17 protein-coding genes and 2 pseudogenes are annotated in these 24,517 nt (G+C 71.1%); 4 read left to right on the forward strand and 15 right to left on the reverse strand.

Going from position 1 to position 24,517, the window contains the following annotated elements:
• Positions 1–4 precede the first annotated feature (4 nt).
• The 4 genes from ACZ3TS_RS15205 to ACZ3TS_RS15220 all read right to left on the reverse strand — a co-directional run bounded on the left by ACZ3TS_RS15205 (position 5) and on the right by ACZ3TS_RS15220 (position 5,798).
• Positions 5–1,666 carry a glycosyltransferase family 2 protein gene (locus ACZ3TS_RS15205; RefSeq protein ID WP_467617804.1) on the reverse strand — a complete coding sequence of 554 codons (1,662 nt, stop codon included), beginning with the start codon at positions 1,664–1,666 and terminating at the stop codon, positions 5–7.
• Positions 1,663–3,900, reverse strand: a complete 2,238-nt coding sequence (locus ACZ3TS_RS15210; RefSeq protein WP_467617806.1) for a CDP-glycerol glycerophosphotransferase family protein — start codon at positions 3,898–3,900, stop codon at positions 1,663–1,665. Before ACZ3TS_RS15210 ends, ACZ3TS_RS15205 begins: the two co-directional genes overlap by 4 nt.
• A gap of 121 nt (positions 3,901–4,021) precedes the next feature.
• Positions 4,022–4,891, reverse strand: coding sequence for an ABC transporter ATP-binding protein (locus tag ACZ3TS_RS15215; RefSeq protein ID WP_467617809.1), 870 nt, complete (start codon positions 4,889–4,891; stop codon positions 4,022–4,024).
• On the reverse strand, positions 4,884–5,798 hold the full coding sequence (locus ACZ3TS_RS15220; RefSeq protein WP_467617812.1) for an ABC transporter permease: 915 nt from the start codon (positions 5,796–5,798) through the stop codon (positions 4,884–4,886). The genes ACZ3TS_RS15215 and ACZ3TS_RS15220 overlap by 8 nt, the downstream gene beginning before the upstream one ends.
• A 259-nt stretch (positions 5,799–6,057) precedes the next feature.
• On the opposite strand from ACZ3TS_RS15220, the gene ACZ3TS_RS15225 reads away from it, so the two are divergent.
• Entirely contained in the window at positions 6,058–6,684 is a 627-nt protein-coding gene (locus ACZ3TS_RS15225) for a TetR/AcrR family transcriptional regulator (RefSeq protein ID WP_467617815.1), read from the forward strand.
• Between the two features lie 207 nt (positions 6,685–6,891).
• Here ACZ3TS_RS15225 and ACZ3TS_RS15230 read toward each other — a convergent pair.
• Both ACZ3TS_RS15230 and ACZ3TS_RS15235 read right to left on the reverse strand, forming a co-directional pair.
• Positions 6,892–7,196: pseudogene (locus tag ACZ3TS_RS15230) on the reverse strand (ADP-ribosylglycohydrolase family protein); the annotation flags it as partial.
• Positions 7,197–7,216: 20 nt separating this feature from the next.
• The gene (locus ACZ3TS_RS15235) at positions 7,217–7,822 is read right to left on the reverse strand and encodes a TetR/AcrR family transcriptional regulator (RefSeq protein WP_467617817.1); all 606 of its coding nucleotides are present in this window, start codon (positions 7,820–7,822) and stop codon (positions 7,217–7,219) included.
• A 99-nt stretch (positions 7,823–7,921) separates the two neighbouring features.
• On the opposite strand from ACZ3TS_RS15235, the gene ACZ3TS_RS15240 reads away from it, so the two are divergent.
• Complete coding sequence (locus ACZ3TS_RS15240) at positions 7,922–8,866, forward strand: oxidoreductase (RefSeq protein WP_467617820.1); 945 nt, start codon at positions 7,922–7,924, stop codon at positions 8,864–8,866.
• Positions 8,867–9,048: 182 nt separating this feature from the next.
• On the opposite strand, the pseudogene ACZ3TS_RS15245 reads toward ACZ3TS_RS15240, so the two are convergent.
• The 3 genes and pseudogenes from ACZ3TS_RS15245 to ACZ3TS_RS15255 form a co-directional block, all read right to left on the reverse strand.
• Positions 9,049–9,309, reverse strand: a pseudogene (locus tag ACZ3TS_RS15245) (NAD-dependent epimerase/dehydratase family protein); the annotation flags it as partial.
• A 42-nt stretch (positions 9,310–9,351) separates the two neighbouring features.
• Positions 9,352–10,953: a glycosyltransferase family 2 protein gene (locus ACZ3TS_RS15250; protein ID WP_467617823.1), complete on the reverse strand. Its 1,602-nt coding sequence runs from the start codon at positions 10,951–10,953 to the stop codon at positions 9,352–9,354.
• Positions 10,954–11,008: 55 nt separating this feature from the next.
• Positions 11,009–12,340 (reverse strand): glycosyltransferase 87 family protein, encoded by a 1,332-nt coding sequence (locus tag ACZ3TS_RS15255; RefSeq protein WP_467617826.1) that lies wholly within the window; start codon positions 12,338–12,340, stop codon positions 11,009–11,011.
• Between the two features lie 107 nt (positions 12,341–12,447).
• Between ACZ3TS_RS15255 and ACZ3TS_RS15260 the strand changes: the two genes are divergently transcribed.
• A complete protein-coding gene (locus ACZ3TS_RS15260) occupies positions 12,448–14,127 on the forward strand; it encodes a glycosyltransferase family 39 protein (RefSeq protein ID WP_467617829.1) in 1,680 nt (559 codons plus the stop codon).
• On the opposite strand, the gene ACZ3TS_RS15265 is transcribed toward ACZ3TS_RS15260, so the two are convergent.
• The gene (locus ACZ3TS_RS15265) at positions 14,124–14,621 is read right to left on the reverse strand and encodes a MarR family winged helix-turn-helix transcriptional regulator (protein ID WP_467617832.1); all 498 of its coding nucleotides are present in this window, start codon (positions 14,619–14,621) and stop codon (positions 14,124–14,126) included. The two genes, ACZ3TS_RS15260 and ACZ3TS_RS15265, sit on opposite strands and share 4 nt — an antisense overlap.
• A gap of 134 nt (positions 14,622–14,755) precedes the next feature.
• Here ACZ3TS_RS15265 and ACZ3TS_RS15270 point away from each other — a divergent pair, with 134 nt between their 5' ends.
• On the forward strand, positions 14,756–15,169 hold the full coding sequence (locus tag ACZ3TS_RS15270; RefSeq protein WP_467617834.1) for an organic hydroperoxide resistance protein: 414 nt from the start codon (positions 14,756–14,758) through the stop codon (positions 15,167–15,169).
• A gap of 98 nt (positions 15,170–15,267) precedes the next feature.
• Here ACZ3TS_RS15270 and ACZ3TS_RS15275 read toward each other — a convergent pair whose 3' ends face one another.
• The 5 genes from ACZ3TS_RS15275 to ACZ3TS_RS15295 all read right to left on the reverse strand — a co-directional run bounded on the left by ACZ3TS_RS15275 (position 15,268) and on the right by ACZ3TS_RS15295 (position 24,513).
• Positions 15,268–17,472 (reverse strand): bifunctional glycosyltransferase/CDP-glycerol:glycerophosphate glycerophosphotransferase, encoded by a 2,205-nt coding sequence (locus tag ACZ3TS_RS15275; RefSeq protein ID WP_467617836.1) that lies wholly within the window; start codon positions 17,470–17,472, stop codon positions 15,268–15,270.
• Positions 17,473–17,477: 5 nt separating this feature from the next.
• Positions 17,478–19,679, reverse strand: coding sequence for a bifunctional glycosyltransferase/CDP-glycerol:glycerophosphate glycerophosphotransferase (locus tag ACZ3TS_RS15280; protein ID WP_467617839.1), 2,202 nt, complete (start codon positions 19,677–19,679; stop codon positions 17,478–17,480).
• A gap of 163 nt (positions 19,680–19,842) precedes the next feature.
• Entirely contained in the window at positions 19,843–22,098 is a 2,256-nt protein-coding gene (locus ACZ3TS_RS15285) for a bifunctional glycosyltransferase/CDP-glycerol:glycerophosphate glycerophosphotransferase (protein ID WP_467617841.1), read from the reverse strand.
• Positions 22,099–22,264: 166 nt separating this feature from the next.
• Positions 22,265–23,173 carry a carbohydrate ABC transporter permease gene (locus ACZ3TS_RS15290; protein WP_467617844.1) on the reverse strand — a complete coding sequence of 303 codons (909 nt, stop codon included), beginning with the start codon at positions 23,171–23,173 and terminating at the stop codon, positions 22,265–22,267.
• Positions 23,170–24,513 carry a carbohydrate ABC transporter permease gene (locus ACZ3TS_RS15295; RefSeq protein ID WP_467617848.1) on the reverse strand — a complete coding sequence of 448 codons (1,344 nt, stop codon included), beginning with the start codon at positions 24,511–24,513 and terminating at the stop codon, positions 23,170–23,172. Before ACZ3TS_RS15295 ends, ACZ3TS_RS15290 begins: the two co-directional genes overlap by 4 nt.
• Positions 24,514–24,517 lie beyond the last annotated feature (4 nt).

Below are 24,517 nucleotides of genomic sequence, written 5' to 3' on the forward strand. Positions count from 1 at the left end.
GGCGTCACCGCAGTGCGCTCCGCACCAGCCGTGCCGCCTGTCGTACCTTCGGTCCGGCGACCCTGCGGACCACCGGACCCACCCGTGCCGTGACGCCCACCGGACGCCAGCGGACCTGGAGGCGGCCCGCTCCGCGCCCCTCCGGTTCCACCGTCACCTCGTGCGGCAACGTGCCCACTTGGTTCGCCCTGAGGGACGGGAAGGCCGGCGGAGCCAGCAGCACGCCGGAGTTGGCCAGGCCCTGGTGCTCAAGCCGCAGCACCGGGTGGCGGATGGCCTCGAAACCCTGCACGGGCAGCTGCGCCGCCGCCAGGTCCAGCCGGACCCGCCCCTCGAAGACGCCCGGCCGGACCGGGTCAAGACGGAAGGCCGTCACCAGGCGGCGCCTGCCGGCGGACACCACGACGCTCGCCCGCTGTGGGCCGACGGGGAGGCGCAGGCCCGGGTCGTACGTGCGGATCGAGAGGTCGATCGAGGCTCCCGGGCCCGCTGCCAGGGACGTGATCTCGTGCCGGAACAGGGCGCTCGGGAAGGGCCGGTACTCCAACTCCAGGTCGGACACGTCCAGTTCACGTCGGGCCCAGGAGGAGGACGGAATCCGCGTGCCCCAGTAGGCCGTGCCCGATGCGTCCGTCACCACCTCACGAGGGGCCACCCCGTGCCCGAGCCCCCGCGCCGCCAGCTGCGCCTCGTCCAGGCGCCGGTCGCGTACCAGCTGGATCACCACCCGTTCCATACGCGAAAGTCGGGCGTAGGCGCCGGGCGCCAGCGTCTCCAGATACGGCGTCACCACGTCCGCGAAACCTGCCAGCCACTCCTCCTCGCGGTACGGCAGATCACCCGCGTACATACGGAAGTCGTGCTTGAGGAACTTGTAGTCCTTGTCCTCCCGCAGCCCTCCGTGCCCGCTCTCGGTCAGGAAGTCGTCTGTCAATCGCTGCACATGGATGCGGTCACGCACGTTCGTGAGCTTGTGCCGCTGGTTGGAGATCGACGCCGACTCCGCCGTCACGTACGGCGCTATGTACCAGCGGTACACCGGCTCCGGGATGATCGTGAAGGAGCGCGCCAGGCAGTACGCCTGGGCCGAGAACAGCTGGTCCTCGTAGTGGATGCCCTCGGGGAAACGCAGGCCGTGGCGGTCCAGGAACTCCCGCCGGTACATCTTGCTCGTGGACAGGTGCTCGAACAGCAGCTCGGGTTCGGACTCGATGCCCTCGACCGTGCGCCGCTCGGCGACCAGGTGCGGCATCCAGGTCGAGCGGCGGCCCGTGTCGACGCGGACCCGCTCCACCGCGCCCATCGTGAAGTCCACTTCGCGTGCGCGGTGTGCGGCCAGCAGCAACTCCACCGCGTTCGCGGGCAGTTCGTCGTCGCTGTCGAGGAACATCAGATACGGCGCCCGGGCGATCTCCAGTGCCCGGTTGCGTGGTGCGCTGCAGCCGCCGCTGTTCTCGGGCAGACGCAGATAGCGCACCCGCTCGTCCTGCGCGGCCAGTCGCCGTGCCACCGACGGGGTGTCGTCCGTCGAGTGGTCGTCGCTGATGATCACCTCGATGTCCGGGTGTGTCTGCCGGAGCAGCGAGACCACCGCGCGCGGCAGACGTTCCGCGTCGTTGTAGACGATGACTGTGATCGTCACGTCGGGGATCCGGGTGGGCGTCATCGCGCCGTGGCCTCCTCGGGAGTCGGGGCGGGGGTCCGTTCGTCCACCGGAACGACCGGGGGCAGCGACTCCTCGCTCTCGCCGAGGAACACCCGGCGCACCACCCGCTCGGCCGCCCGCCCGTCGTCGAACTCGCAGAAACGACGTCGGAAGTCGGTCAGCGACTTCTGCGCGGCCTCGTCCCGCCACGCCTCCGACGCGAAGACGGCCTCGAGGTCCTCCTGGGTGCGAGCCACCTGGCCCGGTGCCTGGGTCATCAGGTCGAAGTAGACCCCGCGTGTCTTCGCGTACGTCTCCCAGTCGTCGGCGTAGATCACGATCGGGCGGTTCAGGTTGGCGTAGTCGAACATGATCGACGAGTAGTCCGTGACCAGGGCGTCCGCCGCCAGCGAGAGATCCTCGACCGGATCGTACGACGACACGTCGATCACCCGGCCGGAGCGGCGCAGACCGGTCAGCGGGGAGGCCGCGCGGCCGTAGAAGTAGTGGCCGCGAACCAGCAGGACCGTGTCCTCGCCGAGCCGGTCGGCCAGGGAGGCGAGGTCCAGGCGCGGGGTCCAGCCCGCCTCGTAGTCGCGGTGCGTGGGGGCGTACAGGATGGCCCGGCGGCCCGGGGCTATGCCCAGGCGGTCGCGGATCGCGCGGACGTCCTCGGCCGTCGCGGAATAGAAGACGTCGTTGCGCGGATAGCCGTGGTCCAGCGGCGTGTAGCGCGACGGGTAGGCGCGTTCCCACATGCGCGTGGAGTGGCTGTTCGCCGAGACGCTGTAGTCCCACTTGTCGATGCGGGCCAGCAGGGCGTCGAAGTCCAGGCCCTTGGAGGCGGCGGGGAAGTCGAGCTGATCCAGGCCCATGCGCTTGAGCGGGGTGCCGTGGTGGGTCTGGAGGTGGACCGCGTCCGTGCGCTTGACCACGACGTCGGGGAAGTTGACGTTGTTGACGAGGTACTTGGCCCTCGCCATCACGTCCCAGTAGCGGCGCGTGCCGGGGACGATGTGGTCGGTGCCCGGCGGCAGCAGGGCGGCCTTGTGCCGGGAGACCACCCACACCGGGTGGATGTGCGGGGCGAGTTCGGCGAGTTTCGCGGCGATCGCGGCAGGGTTGCAGGCCACGCCCCGGTCCCAGTACGCCGAGAAGACCGCCAGATGCGGATCGACGGGCTCGCTCAGCGCCCGCCGGTAGCGCTGGTCGCGCAGCTTCGCGCTCACCTGGCGCTTGCCCGCCACGACCGCCGACTTCACCTCGCGCCGCGTCTGGTTGGCGGTCTGGAAGGCGCGGTACTTGGTGTACGCGTTCTCCTCGAGGAGCGCGTGGCGTATGCCCTCGAAGCCGGTGGGGCGCCGGTGGTGCTCCGGCCGTCGGCGCGCGGCGGCCCGGGAGGCGCGGCCGAAGAACTCGCGCGCCTCCGGCTCCGGCATCCCGCTGCGGGCGAAGGTGCGCAGCAGATCGCGGACCATCACGTCGTACAGCACCGCCCGGGGCCCCTCGGGCGCGCCCCGCTCGTCCAGAACGTCGTGCAGCCGCTCGTACCGCTCCACGACCGCGTACCGCTGCGCGGCGGTCACAGGTGGCAGGCTCTGCTCGCGCAGCTCCCGTATCTCGTACGCCACCTGGTCGAGGGAGGCGATCTCGCGGGCGTGGAGGAGCACGGCGAGGGCGGCGTACGCCTCGTCGTCGTGGAAGTCCCCGCCCGCGATGTCCGAGGAGACGTCGAAGGAGTGCCAGAAGTCCGCGCGTATCACGCGGTTGCCCAGCACCGGGGTCAGCCGCAGCAACTCGGGGAAGCCGGTGAGCGGGACGGCGCGGCGGCCGGCCCGGGCCAGCAACCGGCCGTCCTCGCTGGGTGCGCCCGAGGTCTGCCAGGTGGAACGGACGTGGTTCACGACCAGGACGTCCGCGGAGTCCGCGAGTTCCGCCGTGCGGTCGGCGACGGTGCGCAGGGCGCCGGCGGGAAGTCCGTCCTTGGCGTGCACGAAGTGCAGCCAGCGGCCGGTGGCCCTGGCGGCGCCCGCCGCGCGGGCCGCGCCGTCGCTCGTGCCCTCCGGCAGCGGCAGCACCACCATCCGGGAGTCCTCGGCGGCGCGCCGCTCCGCCTGCCGCCGGGCCCAGTCGCCGACGGCCGCGACGACCACCTCGGCCTCGGCCGACGGCTGGGCAGAGAGGGCATCCAGGAGTTCGCCCAGGTGACCTTGGGGATCGGGGCCGTGGACGATGACGCTCAGCCCTGGTTGCACGTGGCCTCCCTGCTCTTCAGACGCCCACGTCTGTGCTGCTGATGGAACAACATGAAGAAGGCGTATACGAGGCAGGTAAGAGACATGTACGAAAGGTGTATGAACGCGGTCTCTTTATGCCTCAGGAAGGAAGAGGCTGTTTCGCGTTCGCGGGTTCCTTCTTCTGCGGACTGGGCTTGGGGCTCGGGCGCTTGGCCTTGTCGCTGCCGCCGGTGAACGCCTCGTAGGCCTCCAGGACTTCCTCGGTGGGACCGTCCATGCGCAGCTCTCCGCGCTCCAGCCACAGCACCCGGTCGCAGGTGTCGCGGATCGACTTGTTGTTGTGGCTGACCAGGAAGACCGTGCCCGCGTGCCGGCGCAGCTCGCGGATGCGCTCCTCGGACCGCTTCTGGAAGGAGCGGTCACCGGTGGCCAGCGCCTCGTCGATCAGCAGGACGTCGTGGTCCTTGGCGGCAGCGATGGAGAAGCGCAGCCGCGCCGCCATGCCGGAGGAGTAGGTACGCATCGGCAGCGAGATGAAGTCGCCCTTCTCGTTGATGCCGGAGAAGTCGACGATGTCGTCGTAGCGCTCCTTGATCTGCTCGCGGGACATGCCCATGGCCAGACCGCCGAGGTAGACGTTGCGCTCGCCCGTCAGGTCGTTCATCAGGGCCGCGTTCACGCCGAGGAGGGAGGGCTGGCCGTGGGTGTAGATCCTGCCGTTCTCGACGGGCAGCAGCCCGGCGACGGCCTTGAGCAGCGTCGACTTGCCGGAACCGTTCGTACCGATCAGGCCGATGGCCTCGCCCTTGTACGCGGTGAAGGAGACGTTCTTGACGGCGTGCACCCGGCGAACGCCCGCCGCTTTCTCCGCACGCTCGCGGCGCAGGATGCGGTTGAGCGCGGCGGTGGCGGAGCCTCGGCCGCCTCCGGTGCCGTTGACGCGGTAGACGATGTCGACGCCGTCACAGATGACGGTCGGGATCTGCTCGTCGCTGGTCGGGTTAGCCACGGCCGTACCTCTCCTCAGCCTTCCAGAAGTAGATGAAACCGCCGACACCGGCGAGCAGCGCCCAGCCCGTAGCCGCCGCCCACACGTGCGGGGGCAGCTGGCTCGCGTGGAAGCTGTCGATCAGCGCGAAGCGCATGAGGTCGATGTAGACGGCGGCCGGGTTGGTCTCCAGCGCGATCGTCACCACGTGCGGCAGCTGGTCGTGCTTGGTCAGCTTGTCGATGCTCCACATGACGCCCGAGACATACATCCAGGTACGCAGGACGAACGGCATCAGCTGGGCGATGTCCGGCGTCTTCGCGCCCATCCGGGCCATGATCATCGAGACGCCGGCGTTGAACACGAACTGCAGCGCCAGTGCCGGGATCGCCAGCACCCAGGAGGCGGCGACCGGCACGCCGACGCAGAGCAGGATCCCGATCAGGGCGGCCATCGAGAACAGCAGCTGCTGCAGCTGCTGCAGGCAGAAGGAGATGGGCAGCGCGGCGCGCGGGAAGTGCAGGGCGCGCACCAGCCCCAGGTTGCCGGAGATCGCGCGGGTGCCCGTCATGATGGAGCTCTGCGTGAACGTCCAGATGAACACGCCCGTGACCAGGAACGGGATGTAGTCCGGCACGCCGTGCTTGGTGCCGAGCAGCACACCGAAGATGAAGTAGTAGACCGCCGCGTTCAGCAGGGGCGTCATGACCTGCCAGACCTGGCCGAGCTTCGCCTGGCTGTACTGGGCGGTGAGCTTGGCGGTGGCGAAGGCCGTGATGAAGTGGCGGCGCTCCCACAGCTGGCGGACGTACTCGGGCAAGGAGGGGCGGGCGCCGCTGACCGAAAGGCCGTACCGGTCGGCGCGCTGCGCCGGGGTCTCGGCCGGATCGGTCGTCGTGGGGGGCGGTGTGTGGAGGACCTGGCTCACATCCGCTGCTTTCGCTCGGGGGTCGGGTGCGCGAACCGGTCCGCAGTCTCCCGCCGCAATGCCCCTTCTGGTACCGCCTCCCGGCATTTCTCACGTTTCTTGCCGGTGTCTTGCTCTGCTCTTGGGGTCTTGTACAGCTCTTGGGGGTTTGGACTACTGCTCTTTGCGTCGGGACGGGACCGTATCGTCGCAACGCGAGCGTAAGCCGTTCCGACGTCGGAACGCAACCGTTTCGTCGTCACGCCCTATGCTGGTCCGTATGACCACGAACGCCGACACTCCCCAGGTGAAACGGCGCCGCCGTGCGCCCGCGGGTGCGGCCGTCCTCCGCGAGGACGTGACGGAGGCCATTCGGGCGGCCGTCTTCGAGGAACTCGCGGCCGTCGGCTACGCCCGCATGTCCATCGAGGGCATCGCCCGCCGGGCGGGCGTCGGCAAGACGGCGGTCTACCGCCGGTGGCGCTCCAAGCTGCACCTGGTCCTCGACCTGGTCTCGGCGGTCGCCGTCCAGGGCCTGCCGGCGCCCGACACGGGCTCCCTGGAGGGGGACCTGAGGCTCCTCTACGAGGTGACGTCGCGCGCTCTGCGCCACCCGGTGGCCGGCCAGATCATCCCGGACCTCCAGGCGGAGGCGGCTCGCAACCCGGACATCGCGGAGGCCATGCAGAAGGCGTTGCGCGAGGGTCAGCAGAGCGTGGCCAGCGGCATCGTGGCCACGGCCGCCGCCCGCGGCGACATCCATGAGTCCGTCGACATGGACCTGGCCCTCGACCTGATCTCGGGCCCGCTGTACTGGCGGGCGGTGGTGGTACGGGGGCCGAAACTGCCGAAGGGGTACCTGGCGGGATTGGCCCGGGCTACGGCGGGGGCACTCAAGGCATTGTGAGGACCGCGGAGGTGCCGGCACCGCGCCCGCCCGGTCCGGGAAGCGCCGACTGGCAGATTCCGGCCGACTGCGACGGCTTCGACCAGGCCTTGCCGGGTCGTCCGTGGCCCGGATCTGCTCCACGTGTGGCGACGGATGGGCTGCCGATGCCGTAGGCGAGGCAGGCTACGGCCAGCGGGCCGAGTGCCACCGCCGCACGAGGCGCGTGGGGTCGGCCGCCGCCCAGCGCCGGAACCGGGCGAAGATGTCCGGGAGCCGGAGGCCGCCGTACTCCAGCAGGGACTCCCCGACCAGGACCGCCATCTGCGTGTCGTCGGTCGCCTCGCCCGGGTCCCGGCCGCCGCCCCGCACATCTCGCCGCCACGGCCCGGCTCGGGGAAGTGTGTCGAGAACGCGCCCTCGGGCCCGAACTCGAAGGGCGCGGCGAGCGCGTCGCCGACGGCGGAGCCGAGGACGGTGGCGACGGCGCGTCGGGTGCGGGTGGGGTGGGCAGGACTGTGGGAGTCGGTCACCGGGGCAGCGTGCGGGTGGCTCAGCCCGTCTTCTCCGGCGCGCACCCCCGCAGCATGTACGCCACCAGTTCGTCCAGGCCCTGTTCGCGTACCTCCGGCGGCAGGGAGCCGCCCGCTGCGAGGGTCGCGTAGCCGTGCAGCGTGGAGAAGACCCCGATGCCCACGCGCTCCAAGAGGCCCTCGCGCACCTCGCCCCGGCGTTGGCCCTCGGCGATCAGGCTCACCGTCCGGTCGGTCCACCGCTGGGACGCGGCGACCAGGTTCTCGGACGCCTCCGGGGTGTGCTTGATCGAGTACATGAGGTCGAGCAGTTCGGCGTTGGCGGTGGCGAAGTCCACGTAGGCGCGTGCCGCCGCGGCGAGCCGTTCGGCGAAGGATTCGCCCGCCCCCGCCAGGGACGCCGCGAATGCCTCGTCCAGCCGGTCGAATCCGGTCAGCGCCAGGGCGTCGAGGAGCGCCTGCTTGTCCTTGAAGTGGCGGCTCGGCGCGGCATGACTGACGCCCAGGTCGCGTGCGAGCTCCCGGAGGGACAGCGCTGCCGGTCCCTTCTCCCGGAGTGTCTCCTCCGCGCGGCTGAGCAGCGCGGCGCGGAGGTCTCCGTGGTGGTAACGACGACGGGTCTGCATGAGGGTCAGTGTACCGAGCATGTGATCGACGCCTACATTGTTGGCGTCGTCACCATTGTTGTCATTGACAGCATTGTTGGCGACGTCTACATTGACCGCATGCCCAAGACACAGCACAAGTGGAACGCCACCGACATCACCGACCAGACCGGCCGCACCGCCGTCGTCACCGGGGCCAACAGCGGGATAGGTCTCGCCACCGCCGACGCACTGGCCCGCGCGGGCGCCCATGTGGTGCTCGCCGTACGCGACGTGCAGCGCGGCGAAGCGGCCGCCGCGACCGTCCGCGGCGCGAGGGGGAGCGTCGAGGTACGCCGCCTCGACCTGGCCGACCTCGCCTCCGTACGGGAGTTCGCCGCGGGCTGGCAGGGGGACCTGGATCTGCTGATCAACAACGCCGGCGTCATGAACATCCCCGAGGCCACGACCAAGGACGGCTTCGAGATGCAGTTCGGCACCAACCACCTGGGGCACTTCGCCCTGACGAACCTGCTGCTGCCGCACGTCACGGACCGCGTGGTCACCGTCTCCTCCGGAGCGCACCGCTTCCCGGCCGGCATCCATATCCACTTCGACAACCTGAACCTGGCCGGTGAGTACGCGCCGATGGTGGCGTACGGCCAGTCCAAGCTCGCCAACCTGCTGTTCACGCTGGAGCTCCAGCGCCGTCTGACCGAGGCGGACTCACGGGTACGGGCGCTCGCCGCGCACCCGGGCTGGGCCGCGACCAACCTCCAGGGCCATGACGCCAGCGTCGTGCGCCGGGTCGCCATGCGAATCGGCAACCGCGTCCTCGCGCAGGACAACAAGGCGGGCGCGCTGCCGACCCTGTACGCCGCGACCCGGGACCTGCCCGGCGCGAGCTATGTCGGTCCCGACGGCCTTGGAGAGATGCGCGGCGCACCGACCCTGGTCGGCCGCTCGCACGCTGCCGGCGACCCGGAGTCGGCCCGCCGCCTGTGGACGGCCTCCGAGGAACTGACGGGTGTCACGTTCCCGGAACTCCCCGAACTCCCGGCGGTGTCAAAAACGGTGCGGGCCTGACGGCCCGTATCGCGCCGGGCGCCGACCGGGGCCGACCACGGGATGGGCTCGGCTTCGCGCCACGCGCCTGCTTCGGGACAGTTTCGGCATCGCGCCGAGCGTCTGCTTCCGGGACGGGTCCGGGTTCGCGCCGACGCCGACCCGGGGACAGGCTCAGTTCCCCGCCGAGCCCCTGCTCCCGGGACCGGCAGGTCCACCGACTCGCCGACCTGTTTCTTGGCCGCGAGGTGCACCACGCCCGTAACCGAGTGCTCCGCCGGCGTCCGGCGCCGCGGTTCGCCGTCCAGCGTGGAGCCCACCACCAGGGGCACCTCGGCGGGCACGCGCCGGGCGATGCCCGTGGACAGGTCGTCGCACACCACGGCCCGCCGGCCCGCCTCGGTCATCGCGCGGACGGCGTGCGCCCCGATGTAACCGCCGCCGCCGGTGATCAGCCATGTCATGTGCGGCCGTCCCCTCGCCAGTTGACCCAGGGTGTCGTGCGGTCACTTCCGGTGAACCAGGCGTCGGAACCTGCGGCCCAGAACGGACCTCGCTCCTCGCACCCCCGGCGCCACCCGCAGGGCGAGGGCCCCCGAGTGCGTCGCGTACGGCTGCACCAGCAGTACGCCGTGCCTCAGGCTCGGCACCACGCGGCGGCTCAGCAGACCCGGACCGGTGAGGGCGTGGGCCGTGGTGTCGCGGCTGGTGCCGTCGTCGAAGCGGAGCGTCAGCTTGAGGTCCCAGGTGCCGGCGCCGAGTGCCGCGAGGTCCACCCATGTCTCGGCGGTCCAGTCGTCCGAGTCGGTCTCCCGCCGGAGCGCGGCCGTGTACGAGAGGCCGGCCCGGTCGTCGCGCTCCCGGAGCGTGAACTCCACGTCGACCCTGGCCGGACGCGCGTTCTCCACCCGCCCGTACAGCTCGTGCAGGCGCAGCCGCAGCCGGCTGGCACGGGCGCTCGGGCGCAGTTCCGCGTCGACGGCGACCGGCAGGTGCCGCATGGGGCGGTGCAACAGGTGCTCCAGTTGCACCTGCGGCAGATCGGCCGACCAGACCGGGGTGCCGTCGGCCGTGCTCGCGTAGGGCGGGGTCAGCCGCGCCGGACGGGCCGCCAGTTCCTTGAGCCGGTGCAGGTCGCGCGGCTGTTCGGCGGCGAGGACCACCTGCGCGACGACCCTCCCCGGCACGGACGCCTGGGCGAAGTCGGCCGAGTCGAAGTCCGAGAGATACGCCCGCGTGAGCTTCCACCACTCGCTGTGGTACGCGGCCTCCCGCAGCGGGAGTTCCCGTGCGTACATCCGCAGGCCGCGGTCCAGGAAGGCGGTGCGTGCCGCACGCGCGAGCCGCTTCTCGCCGGAGCCCAGCAGGATCTCGTACGCCCGCCGGTTCGCCTCCATTCGCGCCTTCCAGTTGTCGATGTCGGCGCGGTCGAGGGAGATGGACAGACGCCGGGCGGAGCGGCGGACGTGCCAGATGTAGACCGTCTCGGGGACCAGGGCGATGCTCGGTCCGGCGGCCAGTACGCGCGCGCCGAACACGAAGTCCTCATAGGGGAACCGGCCGTCGGGGAAGCGGATGCCGTGCTCGCGCAGGAAGTCGGTGCGGTACAGCTTGTTGACGCAGAGCGTGTCGTACGCGAGGCGGGGGCGCCGGCAGGGGCGGGAGACCACCGCGGGCCGCTCGTACAGCTCCGGCTGCCAGGGGGTCTCCCGGCCCGAGGGCAGCTCGCGGCGCACGCACAGGCCCGCGGCGAGTGGGGTCCCGTGCGCGACGGCCGCCATGAGCAGGGCGTCCACCGCGCCGGGCGGCAGCACGTCGTCGCTGTCCAGGAACATCACGTACGGGGCGGTCGCCGCGTCGATCCCGTCGTTGCGCGGAGTGCCGCAGCCGCCGCTGTTGGCGGTTCTGCGCACCACCTTGACGCGAGGGTCCTCGGCCGCGAGGGCCTCGAGCAACTCGGGGCTGCCGTCGCTCGATGCGTCGTCGACCGCGATCACCTCGCGGACGACACCGCCCTGGGCGAGGGCCGAACGCACCGCGTCCGTCACATGAGTCGCGTCGTCGTATCCGATGACGACGACGCTGACCTGTGCATCGTGAGGGTGCATCGATTCCACGAGTCGGAACATTAGGGATACCTGGTAATCATTTGTTAAGAAGCGATTAACCGCCGGTGTGGAAGAAGGCGGGAATCCGGTCCGGGTTGCGCGGAGGGATGTCTGATTTCGGCCGTTCCGGCAGGGCGCGTCCGGTGCGCCACAGGCGGACGAGGGACACGACCGCGGCGGAAGCGAGCAGTCCGTTGCGTACGAACATGAGCACACAGCCCACCCAGGTGCTGTTGATGACATCCCCGTAGTAGGCGGGGTACTCCACGACGCTCACCGCGGTCGCCGCCAGGACGAGCACGGCCACCGGGCGCTGTGTGGTGTGCCGCGACGTCAGGCAGACGGCGGCCAGTCCGATCAGCCACACCATGTACTGGGGGCTGATCACCCGGCTCGTCGCCGTGAACAGCAGAACGGCCGCGAGCGCCGCGTCGTACGGGGTCGCGGGCGTCCAGTGGCGGTTCCGCAACCGCCACAGCAGCAGGAGGCTGAAGGCAACCGCGGTCAGCGCGAGCGAGCAGACGGCGACCGTGTGCACGTGCGGGCCCACGAACTCCACGGCCCCGTACTGGTAGCGGGTGCGCCCCGGCCAGCCGGCCCGGCGCGCGAACATGAGCACGGTGCCGCCCAGCGACTCGATCTGCACGCCCCGGCCGCCCTGTTGGCGCAGGAAGTCGAACGGGTGGCGGAACAGGGCGGCGAGCAGGGCGAGCAGCGTGACGGTGGTGACCGCGGCCGCCGTCCACGCCTCACGGGTCGTACGGCCGCGCGGGGTGCCGATGAGCGCCAGCGCGGGCCACACCTTCACCAGGGCGCCGAGCGCCGCGAACGCGCCGCACGCGCGCGTGGAACGCGGCAGTGTCAACAAGGAGATGACCGCGAAGGCGGTGACCTGTACGTCGTACCGGGCCAGCGGGATGTGCAGCAGCAGCGGCAGGCCCGCCGTCCACAGTGCCGCGCCGCCCAGCGAGCGGTCCGGGCGTGTGCCCGCGCGTGCGAGCACGACTGCGATCACGGCATCCGTGAGCAGCGTGAGGACCACGAACGCCTGAAAGTACGTCAAGCCCGGTAGCAGGGCGGGAGAGAGCAGCACCGCTCCCGCTCCCGGCGGGTACTGCCACAGATGGTCGCCCGACGGGAACGCGCCGTGCCGGAGGATGCCGTACCAGTGGAAGTACAGCTTCCATACCTCTCGGGCGACCCCGCCCCGGCCGAGCAGGGGGTACCGGTCGTGGGCGAGCAGCCACAGCATCAGGGCGCGGCTGGCGAGCCAGCCGACGGCGAGGAGAAGCAACCGTTGTCTCTTGCGGACCCTCTTCAGAAGGGACGGGAAAGCGGGCGCGGACGCGGTCGCCCGGGACTTCGTGACACTCTTCGAGACGCTCATCAAGTCCGGATGGTAGGCCGCTTGAATGTCGCATGTAGGCAGATACGCCGTCAACGCCCAGCAAAGGTTAGTTAATAGTACAAAATCTGGGCATGTTGAATGCGGGCATGAGTCGGTTACCGGAGAGGCGTACGGAGTACGCGGCGGTCCTCGTGCCCGTGGTCGTCATGTTCGCGATCGGGTTGTGGGGACTGGACCGCGACGGCATGTGGCGGGACGAGGCGGTGACCTTCCAGGTCGCGCGCCGCTCGGCGCCCCAGATCTGGCATCTGCTGCACAGCGTGGACGCGGTGCACGGCCTGTACTACCTGCTGATGCACGTGGTCCTGGCGGTCCACCCCGGCGAGGTGCTGCTGCGGCTGCCTTCGGTCTGCGGGGCGGCCGCGACGGCGGGCCTGGTCGCCGCGCTGGGCGCCCGGCTGTGTCGGCCGCGGGTGGGACTGTGGGCGGGGCTGCTGTACGCGGTCACGCCGATGGTCGGGCACTACGCGCAGGAAGGGCGCTCGTACGCGCTGGTGTCGGCGGGGGTGGCGGGCGCGACGTTGCTGCTCGTGCGGGCGGCGCGGGGCGGGAGGTGGTGGCCGTACGGGGTGGTCGTCGCCGTCACCTGTGTGCTGCACGAGTTCGCGGTGCTGGTGCTGCTGGCGCACGCCTGCACGCTGGTGCTCGCGCGGGTACCGGGGAAGGCGTGGCGGGGGTGGATGGGCGCCGCCGGTGCCGCCGTCCTCGTGCTGCTGCCCTTGGCGCTGGTCTCACGGGAACAGGCGGCTCAAGTGGCATGGCTGACGGCGCCCGACGGGCGGAGCGTGGAGCGGCTCGTACGGCAGTTCCTGGGGCCTTCACGGGCGGTTGTGGTGCCGTGTCTCGTGTTGATGGCCTTGGCTGTGCGGATGCCGGGGCCGAAGCGGGGGATTTCCTTGGCCGGGGTGGCTGTGCCGTTGCTGGTGATTCCGCCGGCGGTGTTGATGGGGGTTTCGCAGGTCTCGCCTCTGTATGACGAACGGTACGTGCTGTATTCGCTGGCCGGGGCGCCTTTGTTGGCTGCGGCGGGTGCCGAGCGGGTGGCCGGGGTGGTTCGTCGGCTGCGGGCGGACGGCCCTGGGAGGCCCGCCTTCCCCGTCGCCTCGTGGAACGACCCGCACGACGACGGCGTGGTGGCCCGCGGCTCTCTGCTGCCCGCGCCCGGCCGGCCCGGGGGCAGCGGCGCAGGCGTTGCCCTTCGGGACCTGCCGCGGGTCGCTGAGCCCCGCCTGCGGGAGGTCGTCCAGCCGTCCGCCTGGGTTCGGTGCCGGGGTGGCGTTCTGCTCGGTGTCCTCGCCGTCTGCGGTGTGCTGCTTCTGCAGTTCCCCCTGCTCCGGGCAGACCGCCGTGCCGCCCATCGGCCCGACGACCTCGCGGCCGTCTCCGCCGTCGTGGGGCGGCACGTGCGGCCCGGGGACCCCGTGCTGTTCCTGCCCTCGCTGGAGCGGCGCTCGGCGCTGAGCTATCCGGCAGGGTTCCGGGGCGTCCGGGACGTGGCGCTGGACGTGCCCGCCGCCGAGGACGGAACGCTGTACGGGCGGGAGGCCGGGCCCGAGGAGCTGCGGCGACGGCTTCGCGGGCTGGCGTACCTGTGGGTGGTCAGCGAGCCCTACGCGCTTCGGCCCTCCTGGACTCCCTGGAGCCCCACCGAGCGCGCCAAACTCGCGGTCCTGAACGAGGAGTTCGTCACCCGTAAGGAGTACGTGCGCCCGGGCATCACTCTTCGACTCTACGTACGCCGGGAGGAGCCCCGGTCCGGCGCCTAGACGCAGCCCGGAGTCTCCTCCAGCGCCGCCGCGTCCAGGGCCCGGGTCAGCCGGTCGAGGCGGGCGTGCAGGTCCATGATCTCCTCCAGGGTGAAGCCCGTCGCCGCGGCGATCCGGGGCGGCACGAGCAGGGCGCGCTGCTTCAGTGCCGTTCCCTCGTCCGTCAGGTGGACGTGCACGGACCGTTCGTCCTGGATGCTGCGCTCCCGCCGTACCAGGCCCGCCGCCTCCAGCCGCTTCAGGAGCGGCGACAGGGTGCCGGAGTCCAGCCGCAGATGCTCGCCGAGCGCCTTCACCGGCAGCTCTCCCTGCTCCCACAGCACCAGCATCACCAGGTACTGCGGATAGGTGAGCCCGAGGTCCTTGAGGACGACGCGGTAGACGCTGTTGAAGGCGCGGGACGCGGCGTTGAGCGAGAAGCAGATCTGGTGGTCCAGTCGCAGGAACTGCTCGCCCGCCGGGGCCTTGGTGCTGGGGGTCGGCGTGGTCGTCATGCCCCCAGGGTAGCTCGTGCGGCGCCATTCAGTTGTACGCAACTGAATTGTGTGCTCTACTTGTGTCCGTGAGGCGGCCCGGACGGACGGAAGGGCCGGCCGCCGGACACGACATTCGAGAGGGATGGTTTTCCATGGACGCGCTCTACACCGCAGTCGCCACCGCCACGCACGGCCGCGACGGGCGGGCGGTCACCTCTGACGGCAAGCTCGACCTCCAGCTGGCCATCCCGGTGGAGATGGGCGGCAGCGGCCAGGGCACGAACCCCGAGCAGTTGTTCGCCGCCGGGTACGCGGCCTGCTTCGCCAGCGCCCTCGGCCTGGTCGGCCGACAGGCCAAGGTCGACGTCAGCGACGCCGCGGTGACCGGCGAGGTCACCATCGGCAAGCAGGGCGAGGGCTTCGGCCTCGCGGTCACCCTGCGCATCGAGCTGCCGGAGTCCGTGGACGAGACGACCGGCCGCAAGCTGGTCGAGCAGGCCCACCAGGTCTGCCCCTACTCGAACGCGACCCGCGGCAACATCCCGGTCGAGCTCGTCATCGAGTAACCACCACCGTGCGCGGCCTCGCACGCCTCCGAAGGCGTACGGGGCCGCACGCATGCCGACGCCCGGTGCCGGACCTCCTCCCGGCCCCGGGCGGGCTCTCACGTGGTGGTCAGGACGTCGTAGTCGCCCGTCGCGGGGGCCGGGATCAAGGCCGGGACGTCCGGCTCGCCCAGCATCAACGTCCGCACCGCCCGCTGGGCCGCCCGCCCGTCGTCGAACTCGCAGAACCGGGCCCGGAACCCGGCCCGCAGCGCCGCTGATTCCGCGTCCTGCCAGCATCCGGAGGCGAAGAGCCACGCCAGCTCCCGGTACGAGCCCGAGACATGTCCCGGGGCGTGGGCCCTGACGTCGAAGTACGTGCCCCTGCTCGCCGTGTACACAGCCCAGTCGTCCGCGTGCACGACGATCGGCCGGTCCAGGTTGGCGTAGTCGAACATGAGGGCCGAGTAGTCCGTGACCAGGGCGTCCGAGGCGAGCATCACCTCCTCGACGTGCGGCTCGTCGGTGGCGTCGACCAGCACGCCCCGCCGGTGCAGCTCCGCCAGCCCCATTCCACGGGCCGGACCGTCCGCGAGCGACGGGTGCAGCCGTACCACGAGGGTGTGGCCCTCGCCCAGGTCCTCGGCGAACCGAGCCAGGTCGAAGCGGTCCACGTGACCGCCCCGCACATGGTCGCGACGGGTCGGCGCATACAGCACGACCGTGTGGTCCTCCGGGATGCCGTGCCGGAACCGGAAGGCGGCTCCGTCGCCGGGCTTCGCGTCCACGAGGACGTCGTTGCGGGGGCTGCCGCTGCGGACCGAGGTGAAGCAACAGGGGTAGGCGCGGTCCCAGACCAGCTCGGAGTGGCGGTTGGCGACCAGGCTGTAGTCCCAGCGGTCGGCGCGGCGCAGCATCTGCGGCACGTCGAGCCCGTGCCGGGCGCCCGGCTTGCCCAGCAGGTCGGTCCCCATGTATTTCAGCGGCGTGCCCTGGTGGGTGTGGATGTGGACGCTGCCGGGGCGCTTGACCAGGGTGCCGGGCCAGTTGACGTTGTTGACGAAGTACTTGGCCCGCGCGGTGATCCGGCGGTAGGCCAGGGAGTTCGGCAGGACGTACTCGATGCCCGGCGGCAGCCGCTCGACCTGGTCCTCGCGCACGACCCACACGCTCCGGATGTGGGGTGCCAGGTCGCGTGCCGCGCGGTGGATCGCGGCCGGGTCACCGAGGACGCCGCGGTGCGAGAACGCCGAGTAGACCGCCAGGTTCGGGTCCAGGGGGCGCTGTTCGTGCGCCCAGGCCCAGCCGCGCTTGATCCGCCCGGCCGCCATCCCGCGGGCCTGCCGGCCACGCAGGCCGAGCACCTCGCCGACGGCGGCGGCGCGCTGCCGGGTCCGGTAGCGGACGTGACTCCCCTCCAGGACGCGCAGTTCGGCCGGGACCGGCTCCGGTGTGCGGTGCGTACGGAAGAGCTCGGCGGTGCGCCGGAAGAACTCGGCCTTGGCGGACGCGGGCAGCCGGTCCGGCTTGGCGAGGATGTCCAGACAGTGCTCGCCCATCTTGCGGTGCAGATAAGGCCGCCAGTGGTCCAGCTCCGGATGGGCGCCGATGTACGCGAAGACCCGTTCGTACTGGTCGTGGACGTCGAAGTGTTTGCGGCTCGTGGTGGACAGGATGTTGCCCTGGCGGCGCTGCCGGTAGCTGAGACAGATCCGGTCGAGGGCGGCGATCCGCCGGGCGCTGAGCAGGGCGGGGAAGGTCCAGGGCGTGTCCTCGTAGTAGCCCGGCGGGAAGCTGAAGCCGCGCTCGGTGACGTAGTCCCGGCGGTAGGCCTTGTTCCACACCACCATCAGCAGTTCGAGGATCTCGGGGCGTTCGGCCGCGGTGAACGTGCCGTCGCCTGCCTCGGCGAGCACCCGGGCCAGCGCGTTGCGCCGGGTGCCGCCCCACCAGTAGGTGCGGGCGTAGTCGAAGACCAGGACGTCGGGATCCCGGGTCTCCTCGAGCCGGTCGGCGATCGCGCGCAGTGCACCCGGGGTGAGCGTGTCGTCGCTGTCGAGGAAGAGGAGGTAGTCCCCGGTGGCGTAGGGCATTCCGGCGTTGCGGGCCCGGCCCAGGCCGACGTTCTCCGGCAGGTGCAGCACGTGCAGGCGCGGGTCGCGCTCGGCGTACTGGTCGAGGATCGCCCCGCAGCCGTCGGGCGAGCAGTCGTCGACGGCGATCACCTCGAAGTCGGCGTACGACTGTCCGAGCACCGAGTCGAGGCACTCGCGCAGGAAGCCCTGCACCTTGAAGACGGGGACGATGACGCTGAAGCGGGGCACGGGGATCAGCTCCTCACGAGGGCGTGGGCCGGGGCCGGGATGCGCTCGGCGAGTGGAATCACGGGTGGGATCGACTCGGGCGGCTCGCCCAGCAGCACCCGGCGCACCACGCGTTCGGCGGCGCGTCCGTCGTCGAACTGACAGAAGCGCTCCCGGAACGCCGCGCGCAGTGTGGCGGCGGACTCGTCCGCGTACGAGCCGTCACGGAAGACGGCCGCCAGTTCCTCGGGCGTATGTGCGACCCGGCCCGGCGGTGCCTCCATCAGGTCGAAGTAGACGCCCCGGGTCTCGCGGTAGACCTCCCAGTCGTCCGCGTACACGACGATCGGGCGGTTGAGGTTGGCGTAGTCGAACATGATCGACGAGTAGTCGGTGATCAGCGCGTCGGCGGCCAGACAGACGTCCTCGGCGGAGCGGTGCCCGGTGACGTCGATGATCCGGCCGCTGTTCCCCGCCGCGTCCCCTTCGTAGAAGTAGTGGGCGCGCAGCAGGACGACGTAGTCGTCGCCGATCGCCTCGCAGAACGCCTCCAGGTCGAGACGCGAGTCGAAGCCGCTGCTGTAGTCGCGGTGCGTGGGCGCGTACAGCAGGGCCTTTCTGTCCTGGGGGACACCCAGCTCGCGGCGGATGCGGGCCACGTCGTCGGCGGTCGCGGTGTAGTAGACGTCGTTGCGCGGATAGCCGTACTCGAGGTTCTCGTACGAGCCCGGGAAGGCCCGCTCCCACATCTCGCTGGAGTGCCGGTTGGAGGAGAGGTTGTAGTCCCACCGGTCCACCCGGGTCAGCAACTTGGTGAAGCTGCCGGTCGCGGCCGCGACCACGGGGTACGTCGACTGGTCGACGCCCATCTTCTTCAGCGGGGTGCCGTGCTGCGTCTGCAGATGCACGCTGCCGGAGCGCTTGACCACGCCGTCCGCGAAGTTGGCGTTGTTGATCAGGTACGTGGCGCGGGCGAGCACGTCCCAGTACGCACGGCTGCCGATCACCGCGTACTCCACGTCCTTGGGCACGCTGCCCACGGCGTCCGGCTCGACCAGGAACACCGAGCGGATGTGCGGGGCGAGTTCGCGGGCCTTGGCGTGGATCGCGGCCGGATTGCAGGCGTAGCCGCGGCCCCAGTACGCGCAGTACACGGCGAGGTTCGCGTCGAGCGGACGGCGCAGCCCCAGCGCGTACCGGAGGTGGGTGCGCCGCATGCGCGGCACCGGCGCCTTCCTCATCGCCTTCGCCGCGCCCTGGGTGCCCTGGTTGACCCCGCGCAGCGCGTGGAACGCGCTGTACGCCCCGGACGCGAGCAGCCGGTGCTGTACCCCGACGCTGCCCGCGGGCGCCCGGAACCCGGCCGGGCGGTGGCGGCGGTAGAGGCGGCCGGCCCTTCGGAAGAAGGGCCGGCGCAGACGTGCGGGCAGCCGCTCCGGATGCGCGGCGGTCCGCAGGACGACGGAGAACAACTGCTCGAACAGCGGCCGCAACCGGTCGGCGGGCAGGGCGGCTTCGGCGGCCCGGCGCAGCACCAGGTCGACCTGGTCGAGGAGGTCGAACTGGTGCTCGCCGGGGCTGTGGAGCCGGCTGCCCTGGCGGCGCACCAGATGCCGTACGCAGACCGAGCGCAACACCGCCATGCGCTCGGCGGCGAGCGTGACCAGACCGCCCCAGCCGATATCGGTGAAGTGGCCGGCCGGAAAGGCGAGCCGGTGCTCGGCGACGAACGCGCGCCGATAGGCGGCGCTCCACGCGGGCACGGACACACCGGTCAGCTCCGGGGCCCGGTCAGGAGCGAAGGCGCCCTCGGGGGCGCTGCCGAGTGCGGGAGTGGACGTCTCGCCGTCCCACCAGTGGACCCGCTCGTGGTCGAAGTAGAGGACGTCCACCTCACCGGTGGCCGTCAGGCGCGCGTCGATCGCCGCGAGCGCGCCGGGCATGAGTCCGTCGTCCCCGTCCAGGAACAGCAGATACGTCCCGTTCGCCGCATCGGTCCCGGTGGTGCGCGCCACGCCCAGCCCGCCTGAGGGCGGCGAGGTGAGCGGGACGACCCGGTTGTCCCGCTCGGCGTACACGGTGGCGACCGTGCCCGCCGGGGAGTCGGGCGCGTCGCAGACCGGGATCAGCTCGAAGTCGCCGAAGGACTGGGCCAGGACGGAGTCCAGTGCCTGCGACAGGCGGCCGGCGACGCCGAAGGCGGGGACGATGATGCTGAAGCGGGGCATTCTGCTCTTTCTCTCGGGCCCCGGTTCCTGTCCCGGAGCCGGTGCGTCGTGGGCATGGTGGACGTCAGCGCCCCGGCCGTGCGGCGGGGCGCCAGGTAGCGGGCCGGGTGGGGGTGGGCCTGCGCGGCATGGCGGAACTCCGGGGTGAGGTGGGTCGAGGGGCTCAGAGACGCTCGGTGACCGGCATGCGGCGGCCCGGCGCCGGGACGGTGGTGAGCGGGGCGGGGGGCACACCGGCCGCGGCGGACGGGACCGGGTGCCGGCCCGCCAGCGGAACGACCGACGGCAGCCAGGCGCTCTCCCCGAGCACGACCCGGCGCACGATCCGCTCGGCGGCGCGCCCGTCGTCGTACGGGCAGAAGCGCTCGCGGAACGCCCTGCGCAGCTGCGCCGAGCGCGAGCCGCACCAGTGGCCGGTCGTGAAGATGTCGATCAGCTCGTCCTCGTCGCGCGCGACCGCGCCCGGGGGGAATGCGCGCACGTCGAAGCAGGTGCCACGGACCGCCTCGTAGGCCTCCCAGTCGTCCGCGTACACGACGATCGGCCGGTCGAGGTTGGCGTAGTCGAACATCAGCGACGAGAAGTCGGTGACCAGCACGTCCGAGGCCAGGCACACCGATTCGACGCTGGGGTGGCCGGTGACGTCGATGACCCGGCCGCCGGCGGCCCGAGTCAGCGGCTCGCCGTACGAGGGGTGCGCGCGAGTCAGCAGCACGAAGCGCGGGCCGAGCCGGCGCAGGAAGGTCTCCGGATCGAGGGCGAGGCGTCCCTCGCGGCGATAGTCGCGGCACGTCGGCGCGTACAGGACCGCCACCGAGCCCTCGGGGATGCCGAACGTCTGGCGCAGCCGGGCCACGTCCGCCGAGGTCGCGCGGGCGAAGATGTCGTTGCGGGGAAGGCCGTACTCCAGCGTGGTGAACCCCGAGGGGAACACGCGCTCCCAGACGAGGGTGGAGTGGCGGTTGCCGGACACGACGTAGTCCCAGGTGTCGGCGGTGCGCAGCATCCGGCCGAAGTCGGTGCCGCGGGCGGCGGCCGGACGGTCCTGGAGGTCCAGACCCATGCGCTTGAGCGGGGTGCCCTGCCGGGTCTGGATCAGGACCTGGCCGGGACGCTTGACCACGCCGGGGTCGAAGTCGGCGTTGTGGACGAGGTACTTGGAGCGGGCCAGCGCCGTCCAGTAGGCGGCCGAGCCGGGCCGCAGCCGGCGCGTGGCCACGGGGATCGTGTGGTGGTGCTCGGGATGCGCGATCCAGGCGGTGCGGATGTGCGGGACCAGGTTGCGGAAGGCGGACTCCAGGGCGCCCGGGTTGCAGCCGTACCTGCCTCCCGCGTCACGCGTGAAGACGGCCCGGTCGGCGCGCAGGGGGAGACGGAGCTGCAGGCGGTAGTGGGCCTGCAGCGCGGCGGCGGTCAGACGCCCGCCCGCCCTGGCCACCAGGCGTCCGGTGCGGTGCGCGAGCCGGGACGCCAGCGACAGCGTGCGGTACGTGCGGTGGCTGCCGAGGCGGATCAGTAAGTGACGCAGCCCGAGGGGCGCACCCGGGACGCGGTAGCGGCGGTAGTGGGCGCGGGCCAGGCGCAGGAACTCGGCGCGGCTGTCCCGGGGCAGCCGCCCGTGCCGGGCGTAGACGGTGGTCAGGTGGTCGACCATGCGGCGGAACAGCACCGGCCGCCAGTGGGCGAGCTCCGGATGCGCCTCGAGGTGCGCGAAGACCCGGTCGTACTGGTCGAAGACGTCGAAGTGCTTGCGGCTGGTCGAGCCCAGGATGTTGCCCTGGCGGCGCTGGCGGTAGTGCACGCAGACGCGGTCGAGCGTGGCGATCGTGTCCGCGGTCAGCAGCACCGGGAACGTCCACGGGGTGTCCTCGTAATAGCCGGGCGGGAAGGTGAAGCCCTCACGCTCGATGAACTCCCGGCGGTACGCCTTGTTCCAGACCACCATCAGCAGGGAGAGCAGGCCGGGGCGGTCGTCGAGCCGGAAGGGCGCCGGGCCCTCCTCGGTGAGCAGGCCGGCCAGCTGGTTGCGGACCGTCTTCCCGGTCCAGTACGTACGGGCGTAGTCGAAGACGAGGACGTCCGGGTCCGAGGTCTCCTTCAACCGGTCGGCGACGTCCCGCAGCGCGTCCGGAGCCAGGGTGTCGTCGCCGTCCAGGAAGAGCACGTAGTCACCGGTCGCCCGCTCCAGACCCGCGTTGCGAGCCCGTCCGAGCCCCATGTTCTGCGGCAGATGCAGCGGGCGGACACGGGCGTCACGGGCGGCGCATTCATCGATGATCGCGCCGCAGGCGTCGGGCGAGCGGTCGTCGACGGCGATCACTTCGATGTCCGTGTACGACTGTTCCAGCACGGATGTGAGGCATTCCTGCAGGTACGCCTGAACCTTGTACGCGGGGACGATGACACTGAACCTGGGCAAGGGGCATCCATGGGATCGGCACGGGCATACTGCCCGGGAACGGCCGATGGGCCGCTTTGGTTACGCTCGCTGCGGCATATGGGGGAACGCCGAGGGAAACCCCAGGTGAACGGCGAAGGGGTGGACCGAGCGTCGGTCCACCCCCTGAACCGGCGTCGGACCGGCTCTACTTGACGGCACCCGCCATGACACCCGACACGAACTGCCGCTGGAACGCGAAGAAGACGGCCAGCGGGATCACCATCGAGATGAACGCGCCCGGGGCGAGGACGTCGATGTTGTTGCCGAACTGGCGTACCTGGGTCTGCAGTGCGACGGTGATCGGCTGCGTGCCGGACTTGGTGAACACCAGCGCGACCAGCATGTCGTTCCACACCCACAGGAACTGGAAGATGCCGAGGCTGGCGATCGCAGGGCCGCCGAGCGGCAGCACCACCCGGGCGAACAGCCGCAGTTCGCCCGCGCCGTCGAGCCGGGCCGCCTCCAGCAGCTCCCGGGGGATCTCCGCGAAGAAGTTCCGCAGCAGGAACACTGCGAAGGGCAGTCCGAAGCCCGTGTGGAAGAGGACCACCCCGAAGACCGTGCCGAACAGGCCGATCTTCCCGAACAGCTCGGCGATCGGGATCAGCGCCACCTGCACGGGGACGACCAGCAGGCCGACCACGCCGAGGAACCACCAGTCGCGGCCGGGGAACTCCATCCAGGCGAAGGCGTACCCCGCGAGGGAGCCGATCGCCACGACCAGGACCGTGGCCGGGACGGTGATCAGGACCGTGTTGAGCAGGGAGCTGGTGATGTCGCTGTTCTCCAGGAGCTTCTGGTAGCTCTCGAAGGTCAGCTGAGAGGGCTTGCTGAAGACCGTCCACCAGCCGGACGCGCTCATGTCGGCCGGTTTGCGCAGCGAGGCCAGCAGCAGACCGATCGTCGGCACCAGCCAGAACAGGCCGACCACGATGAGGAAGACGCGCACCAGACCACCGCCGACGCCTTCCGCGAGCCGCGCGCCGAGGGACCGCTTCGCCTTGACGGCCGTGACGGGCACCGCCTTGGAGAGACTTCCGGCATGTGTCGTCATCGCCGCACCTCCCGCCGCAGCCGCCGTATGTTGAACAGCATCACCGGGATGACGAGCAGCAGCAGGAACACAGCGATCGCGCTGGCGATGCCCGGCTGGTCCTCCGAGAAGCCCTTGCGGTACAGCTCCAGGGCCAGGACGTTCGCGTCGTCCTGGGAGGAGCCCGGCGGGATGATGAAGACCAGGTCGAAGATCTTCAGCACGTTGATCATCAGCGTGACGGTGACGACCGCGAGCACGGGCGCCAGCAGCGGCACGGTGACCCGGCGGAACACCTGCCACTCGTTCGCGCCGTCCACCCGCGCGGCCTCCAGCAGCTCCCGCGGCACACCCGCGAGCCCCGCCGCGATCAGCACCATCGCGAAACCGGCCCACATCCACACGTACGCGCCGATGACCGCGGGCGTGACCAGCGCCGGACCGAGCCAGTCGACGCCGTTGTACGGCTCCCTGAAGTTGCCGGCCGGCAGCCGCAGTCGGGCGCCGTCGGCGGCCGCCGGGAGCGTGAACGTCCCGTCCGCCGCGGCCTTGGTGGAGGCGAACACCTTGCCGCCCTTCACCGCCTCGATCCGCATGCCCGCGTAGCCCTGTTCGGACGGGTCGACCGCGCCGAGCTTCCCGACGCCCTTGCCGCGTGTGAAGTCCTGCCAGGCCGTGCCGGTGATCTTCCCAGGCTCCGGCTTCGCCTGGACGGCCCGCTTCGCGCTCTTCGGCATCTGGTCGGGGGCGACGCCCACCAAGGGCAGCGCGACCGACTGGCCCGTGTGCACGCTCGCCGTGGTGACGAAGCCGCCGTGGTCGGGCTTGAGGGGCGACTGACGGCCCGGGTGTGCCTTCGGGAACGCGGATGACTCGGCGAACGTGTCGTGGACGCCCACCCACACCGCGTTGGCGACGCCCTTGCCCGGGTCCTGGTCGTACACCAGCCGGAAGATGATCCCCGCGGCGAGCATCGAGATCGCCATCGGCATGAAGACGACCAGCTTGAACGCCGTGCCCCAGCGCACCCGTTCGGTGAGCACCGCGAAGATCAGGCCCAGCGCGGTGGAGACGGTCGGCGCGAACACCACCCAGATGATGTTGTTCTTCAGGGCGGTGCGGATGCCGTCGTCCGTGAACAGTGCCTGGTAGTTGTCGAATCCGGCGAAGGAGCCGCCGGACTGGTCGAGGAAGCTGCGGATCAGCGAGTACCCGATCGGGTAGACCACGAGCGCGCCCAGCAGGACCAGGGCGGGCAGCAGGAACAGCGCTGCCACGGTCCTGCGCGTGCCGGTCACGCTCTTGCGCGTCCTGGGCGGGGCAGGGGCCTGGGGGACCCCTGCCGCCGTGGCCGACGTCATGGCC

Source organism: Streptomyces sp. NPDC022910, from assembly GCF_055561075.1.

Bases quoted from the DNA above. Each gene is read 5' to 3' on its own strand.
- ACZ3TS_RS15205 (WP_467617804.1), bottom strand. From the start codon at position 1,666: ATGACGCCCACCCGGATCCCCGACGTGACGATCACAGTCATCGTCTAC.
- ACZ3TS_RS15225 (WP_467617815.1), top strand. From the start codon at position 6,058: ATGACCACGAACGCCGACACTCCCCAGGTGAAACGGCGCCGCCGTGCG.
- ACZ3TS_RS15235 (WP_467617817.1), bottom strand. From the start codon at position 7,822: ATGCAGACCCGTCGTCGTTACCACCACGGAGACCTCCGCGCCGCGCTG.
- ACZ3TS_RS15240 (WP_467617820.1), top strand. From the start codon at position 7,922: ATGCCCAAGACACAGCACAAGTGGAACGCCACCGACATCACCGACCAG.
- ACZ3TS_RS15250 (WP_467617823.1), bottom strand. From the start codon at position 10,953: ATGCACCCTCACGATGCACAGGTCAGCGTCGTCGTCATCGGATACGAC.
- ACZ3TS_RS15255 (WP_467617826.1), bottom strand. From the start codon at position 12,340: ATGAGCGTCTCGAAGAGTGTCACGAAGTCCCGGGCGACCGCGTCCGCG.
- ACZ3TS_RS15260 (WP_467617829.1), top strand. From the start codon at position 12,448: ATGAGTCGGTTACCGGAGAGGCGTACGGAGTACGCGGCGGTCCTCGTG.
- ACZ3TS_RS15265 (WP_467617832.1), bottom strand. From the start codon at position 14,621: ATGACGACCACGCCGACCCCCAGCACCAAGGCCCCGGCGGGCGAGCAG.
- ACZ3TS_RS15270 (WP_467617834.1), top strand. From the start codon at position 14,756: ATGGACGCGCTCTACACCGCAGTCGCCACCGCCACGCACGGCCGCGAC.
- ACZ3TS_RS15280 (WP_467617839.1), bottom strand. From the start codon at position 19,679: ATGCCCCGCTTCAGCATCATCGTCCCCGCCTTCGGCGTCGCCGGCCGC.
- ACZ3TS_RS15290 (WP_467617844.1), bottom strand. From the start codon at position 23,173: ATGACGACACATGCCGGAAGTCTCTCCAAGGCGGTGCCCGTCACGGCC.
- ACZ3TS_RS15295 (WP_467617848.1), bottom strand. From the start codon at position 24,513: ATGACGTCGGCCACGGCGGCAGGGGTCCCCCAGGCCCCTGCCCCGCCC.